Source organism: bacterium (assembly GCA_022763185.1).
Classification (GTDB): Bacteria; Bdellovibrionota_G; JALEGL01; order JALEGL01; family JALEGL01; genus JALEGL01.
Map to the genome: position 1 here is coordinate 67,638 of JALEGL010000004.1, position 6,091 is coordinate 73,728.

5 protein-coding genes are annotated in these 6,091 nt (G+C 38.8%); 2 read left to right on the plus strand and 3 right to left on the minus strand.

Annotation, left to right across the window (positions count from 1 at the left end; genetic code table 11):
• Window positions 1–8 precede the first annotated feature (8 nt).
• The 3 genes from hpnE to hpnC form a co-directional block, all read right to left on the minus strand.
• On the minus strand, window positions 9–1,436 hold the full coding sequence (gene hpnE / locus MRY82_01550; GenBank protein ID MCI5071612.1) for a hydroxysqualene dehydroxylase HpnE: 1,428 nt from the start codon (window positions 1,434–1,436) through the stop codon (window positions 9–11).
• Window positions 1,437–1,506: 70 nt separating this feature from the next.
• A complete protein-coding gene (locus MRY82_01555) occupies window positions 1,507–2,382 on the minus strand; it encodes a squalene/phytoene synthase family protein (protein ID MCI5071613.1) in 876 nt (291 codons plus the stop codon).
• 10 nt (window positions 2,383–2,392) lie between these two features.
• Complete coding sequence (gene hpnC, locus MRY82_01560; protein ID MCI5071614.1) at window positions 2,393–3,256, minus strand: squalene synthase HpnC; 864 nt, start codon at window positions 3,254–3,256, stop codon at window positions 2,393–2,395.
• 157 nt (window positions 3,257–3,413) lie between these two features.
• On the opposite strand from hpnC, the gene MRY82_01565 reads away from it, so the two are divergent.
• Window positions 3,414–4,136, plus strand: a complete 723-nt coding sequence (locus MRY82_01565; protein ID MCI5071615.1) for a hypothetical protein — start codon at window positions 3,414–3,416, stop codon at window positions 4,134–4,136.
• A 177-nt stretch (window positions 4,137–4,313) separates the two neighbouring features.
• The coding region (locus MRY82_01570; GenBank protein MCI5071616.1) for a hypothetical protein at window positions 4,314–6,091 on the plus strand (1,778 nt) is incomplete at its 3' end.

Sequence of the window (6,091 nt, forward strand, 5' to 3'; positions counted from 1 at the left end):
TTTTTATCCTACTTATTTTTGCTATGCCTTAAAATATGCTTGGCTACCCGTTGTCCACTTCTGGCTGCAGCTTCAATCGTGCTGGGTAATTCAATATCTAGCCAATCACCACACAAATACAAGTCTGGGTCATAAGTTCTCTCTTTAACATTGGTTTTGTAACGCAGGTTTTTTAAAACCCAAGTAGCCTTGGCTTCTTTACGGATAGAATAATGTTCTACCATGCTTTTAAATTCAATCCCATACAAGGTATCCAAGGTTTTACACACTTCAGAAAAAATCTGGCTGGGTTTTTTATCAAGCCATGCATCTGCTGCTGAACGGACCATGCTGATGTATTGATCTCCCTTTTCCTCAATGAAGCTTGGTCGATCAAATAGCCAATGCAAAGGACTGTTCCAAAAGCCCACCATCTTTGCAGATTGTTTGTCATTAATTGCAAAAAACAAGGCTTTGTCTTCTTGTTTTTTTAACTTCACATAAATCGTCACTATCGGTGATGCTTTAAGGTTGGTAATATAACGTAAGCTATCCAATAGCTTTTTGATTCGTGATTCTCTGGCTAAAAAGAATAATTGATCTGGTGGCAAAGCCAAAACTAGCTTTTTACTTAAAAAGATCTCTTTATCTGTTTCAACCTCATATATTTTCTCACGGGTTTTATAAAAGGATATTACTGCACTACGATTGAGTATTTTACCCTGCTTACTTTCAATAAATTTCTTTGCCGGTAGGCCAAAGATTTCACTTAAGCCCTTTGTGCACAAGCCAATACTATTGGCTTGTGGGTCAGAACTTAAAAATGTTTTTTTCAATACCACCGCAAACTCTGCTGCACAGGCTTGCTCCATATTTTGATTCAGTGTTGCCAAGCACAGAGGCTCCCAAAAACGTTCAAGCAAAGCTTGGCTTTGGTCAAGACTTTCCAACCAGGACTTAACCGTTTTACTTCTTAAATGATCTGTTTTTTCCTGTTTTAGGGCCTTGCCAACTTGGATTACTTTAAACCGATCAAAAAATGGAATGGCTTTAAACTTTATCATGGCCCAAAGTAAGTTCCATGACGACGCGCCTCTACCCATAGAAAAAACGCCCTGTTTTTCTAAACCTTTAATCACTATTGGCTCTTGCTCTAAAAACTGAACATCTTGACTTGATCCAATACGTTTTAAAAAACGTTTGGTTTCTTGGTAGCAGCCCATTAGAATATGCTGCCCGTTATCCAGCACTGTTGCTGCACGCTTATTAAAAACAGATGAAGTCCTCCCTCCTAATAAAGGAGACTTCTCTAACACCAATACTGATTTATCTTTTTTAGCCAAGCTGCTTGCACAGGCTAAGCCTGAAACACCCGCACCAACAACGATACAATCCCAAATTTTTTCATTTTTCATAACAATCTCACCCAACTCATGCATCAACATCTGTTTCTGCATACTCTATATACAATAGACTTAAACAAGGTTTACTATTTTTAAAGGTTGGTTAATCTAACCTTATGATCGATCAAGCTTTTGCCCAATATCGCTTCACTTGATAACTACAGTAGCGCCAAACAGACCACATCAATACATACATTTTGTCTAACATACTCAGTTTAATTTTATATGTATAAACCGTGTATTTTTTATTACGTATCTTTTTTAATAAGCATCGATACGTTTTACGCATAATCTGTGCAGGCAAACTTTTAACCTTATCGTCTATATGCTCAAATAAAAATCGTTCAGATTTTTCATATTCTTCTTGCGCCCATTTGTCCATCCTTATCATCATTTTCATCAAGGATCCGTTATGATCATCACCACTTAAGACTTGTTGCTCATGACAGCCAAAGGCTTGAAGGATTTCTTTTGGAACATAGATTCTATCCCGTTGCGCATCTTCTTTAAGGTCACGCAAAATATTGGTCAATTGCAAGGCTCTACCTGTGGCTAAAGCAAAGTCATAATAGTGTTCACGATTCAACCCCATAATGGCTAAAATTGCCAAACCCACCGCACTGGCAACGCTATCACAATAATTTAAAAGCTCTTGGCAACTGGCATATCTATGTTTGTGAAGATCACTGCGCATACCTTTAATAATCCATAATAAATCTGCCACTTTTAATTGTGGAAACATCAACAACATTTGGGCTACATCTTGTTGTAACTCTGTATTGGGAGGAACTTTTTTTAATAAAAAATCTTCCCACACTTGCAAGTCTTTAGCTGCACGATGAATATTGGGTGTTTCATCAACGATATCATCAACTTCCCGACAAAAAGCATACAAAGTCTCTAAGGCCCAAAATTGTTGGGCATTCACCACCCAAAACGCTCTAGAAAAGCTGGATTTTTTTCTTTTTGATCGTGCTTGCATACTTAACTTTGAGGACATACCAACAATCTCATATTTTTTTTGTGGTCCTTTGAAAAGATAGAAATAAACTTTTAAATAATAATTTTATAAAAGAACCCTTGTTCAATTTTGGTCTGGTGTTGACCGTATTGTAATCTTGCGCTTTAATTTTTTTTAATATTTCCTGTCCACCCTGGCTCGTTAAAGCAACTTCCAAGGACAAGGGAAATTGCAACTGTTGTGCTAAACCTTGCGCTTGATCAAAATAGTCTTGGGTTTTATCACATAGGTCTTGTACCAGAGCCTTTAAACCCTGATTAAACTGACCCTCTACCACTTGTTGTTCTGTGCATTGATAGTGTTTTAACATGTCTTGGGGCAAATAAAACCTTTGCCTTTGCGCATCCACGCTTATGTCTTGCCAAAAATTGCTTAACTGCAGGGCCGTACATAAAGCATCTGATTTATTATATAAAACTTCATTATCATAGCCATGCAAAAACAGCACGCATCGTCCTATAGGATTGGCAGACAGCTGCGCGTATGCAATCAAATCTTCAAAGCTTTTATGTCTTGCATGTTTGACATCATATTCAAAGGCATCCAACAGCTGATTCAACCATTGTACCGGTAAATGCTTTTCTTGAATGACGGGTAACAAGGCTTTAAAAATACTGATACTTGCTTTACCTTCAGTACATTCTTTTAATTGTTGCCGCCACAACCCTAATAACTGTAAACGTTTGCCTGCAAACTCTGGCTCATCAGCAAAATCATCTGCAGTTCTAGCAAAAGCGTAGATGGCGTAGATGGCTGATTTCAAATCTTTCCGAACAAACCGTGCCACAGGAAAGTTTTCATAATGGCTTTTGGCCAAGGCTTCAACGTCAACCGATTGTAACTCTGATTCCACAATTGTTTGTTTATGCTGTAAACACCTGTTTTGCAAAGACTTTTGTCAAGTTTTTATGATACTAAGCGTTATTAAAGGCTTGACTTTTAGAAAACACGGGGTTTTTACAAAAAATAACGCTTTGCAATAATTTGCGTTTTTTGCTAAAGCATGGCGCATGAAAACACACAAGCTTATATTATCGTGTTTAAAAAAAGGTTTAATCTTTGGCTTAATGCTTACTGTAAGTAGCTGCTTAAAAGTTGATCCTCCGGATAAGCCTCTTGCTGTGGAATCCTTTCAAGGCGATATGCGCATTGAGTTTGCTTTAAAAGAATTTCATGCCGGCATCCATGGCGTTAATTTTGGCTTTTTCACCACCAACAAAGGCGGTGATCAAATGATCATTTCACAAGTGCCCAACAATCACTTTGAAATCATCCCAAAAGACTTGTTTGAAACCATGATGGAGGTCACCCTACAGAGTGAAGAGAAGGAAAGCACACTGCTTTATGAGATGGCAGGTAGCTATGATTTACATGTTTTGGCCACCCCAGAAATAGTCATTGAAAAAGGTCTCATTCAACCACCTGATTTTGCTGGCTTAGTGGGTGAGGTTAATGGCAACGTGATTACGCTTACCGGTTTTGAATCCACCAATGGTACCACACCCAAAACAGGGTGCAATGTGCGCGGTGTTATTGAACGCTCTGGCAATACCATGATGACCACAGAACCTATTGAAATTTATTGTGATGTAGCACAATTGGTTAATTTTTTTGGTGAAGCGCCCTTGGCCATTTTATTCAATGAAGAAACCGGTGAACGCATCCTTGATCAAGAAAAGTTTGTAGTGTGGAGAATTCAATTCCACTTCAATCAACCTTTATCGGTAACTTGACAAATGCAACAATTTTTGCAGCAAAAAATTATTGTGGCTCAAAAATATAACAAGCACGACTTATTTTGGAGCACAAATCAAGCTAAAACCCTATTAAAAAAGGTCTTTAGCTTGATTTCAAAAAGTTAATTTTTGCTGAAAAATAGTGTATGGTGAGTAAAAATTAGGTAGGGAACCATGAAAAACAATCAAACAATAAAAAAAAATAGTATGATGAAAAAACTAAAGATCCACAACTTGTCTATGCTTGTCATTGCGGCCAGCTTATCTGCTTGCTCACTCTCAAAACCCGGGGATAAAGAAAGATCAAGCATGCTCAATGGAGACGGTGATTTCCAAAGTGTTTCTATTAAAAAGAAAACCCCTGGCAGTAGCACTAAAACGGGGGATTCTGGCAATAATGCAGCTGACAAAGAAGCCATGGCTTCTGCGAGCTTTTCATCTGGAGAGTCTGTTGCGCTTGGTTCGTTTGTTAGTAAAGTAGCAAAAGAATGCGGCGAAAGTCCTGCTGTTCATAAAATTGCGCACATCTCCGGTGATCTTGCTTTAAACTTAAATGCTGTTCGCACCTTACTGGACGAGAAACAGAAAGACACCAAAGAAAGTGATAAAGTAAATTTTGAAGTTCTTACCGAAGCCATTTTTGGTGAAGATCTAGGTAAGGAAATTGTGGCGGGAAAGAGTGAGCCCATTGTTCAATGGGTAAATTATTGCCAAAAAACAGCTGATGACCCCAAAATTTATGGCTGGATCACCGATAACACTTTGATTGCAGAAAAAATAGCCTATGCTCCCAAAATGAAACCTGTGCTGAGTGAACCTCAAGCTTTATCCTTGGCTTGGGCAAAGCAAAACCTTGCTAATATGCTGGCAGGCATTAACCCCATAGCCCATGCTGATGATACAGTTGATCTGAGCAGTATTAAAGTTCCAGTATACCCCTTAATTGATTCAAGCATTGACAACGATCAAGTCACCGCCTATTACCAAAAAACAGCGGCAGCTAACTTTTTGCCAGAAAGCTTGCAGTACAGTTTTGGATTGTACGCGTCAGCCGTTGGAGAAAAAATCAATGCTAACTCCCCCGAAGAAGAAAAAATTATTTTTAATGCTGAGCAGCGCATTATCCCTACGGGTCAAAAAGCTCAGCTAAAGGGGACTAATGAGGTTAAATTTTCTACCGACTCAAAAGGTGCCAGTGATATTTACATGAAAGTTCATGTGCTTGATGATAATGGTGAGCCCGATAAACAAAACTTTTTTACTTGGATTCAAGGGCACTTGGATGGCATGGCAGGACTTACTGCTAAACAGCGTGCCGTTCTGGTCAACACAGGCAACGGTAAAGTTATTGTTCCAAGCCCTGATGATATTAATGCTATGGCAGAAAGAGCCCCTCAGACAGACTCTGAAGCTACTAGTGAACAGGGAGAAAACCATAACAACACTTCGACTACTTCTTCAGCAGATGATAGTGGTGATACTTCTAATCCAGGCACAAGTACAGATTCAAATACAACAACTTTACAAACCCAACCAACAAAAGAAACATTTTATTCATTACCCAGTTGGGTCCATGGGCAAGGAAACAACACTTCACAGGTTGGTACTCCTTCTGATCAACCTGTTTTAGTGAGTAAGGAAAAAGCTACACTAAATTCCACGCTTAATCCTTTTGAAGGCACAGACTTTGAGTGCCCCTCTGGATATAACCTAGTCAGCCTTAAAATAGCTTGTGCAGATTGTTTGGGTCCGGACATGGAAGGTTTTGGCTGGAGCAAAGAGCAATTAAAGGCAAACAATGAAACCCTTGAAAGTCAAGAGAACTATAAAATGTTGGATGATATTTTTGGGCCTAATACGGCTCAGACTTTATTGGCCTCTAAAGACGGTGCACAGCACACTATTAATATCTGCTTCAATGATGAAGAGTATATGGGTTACTTTGATGATGC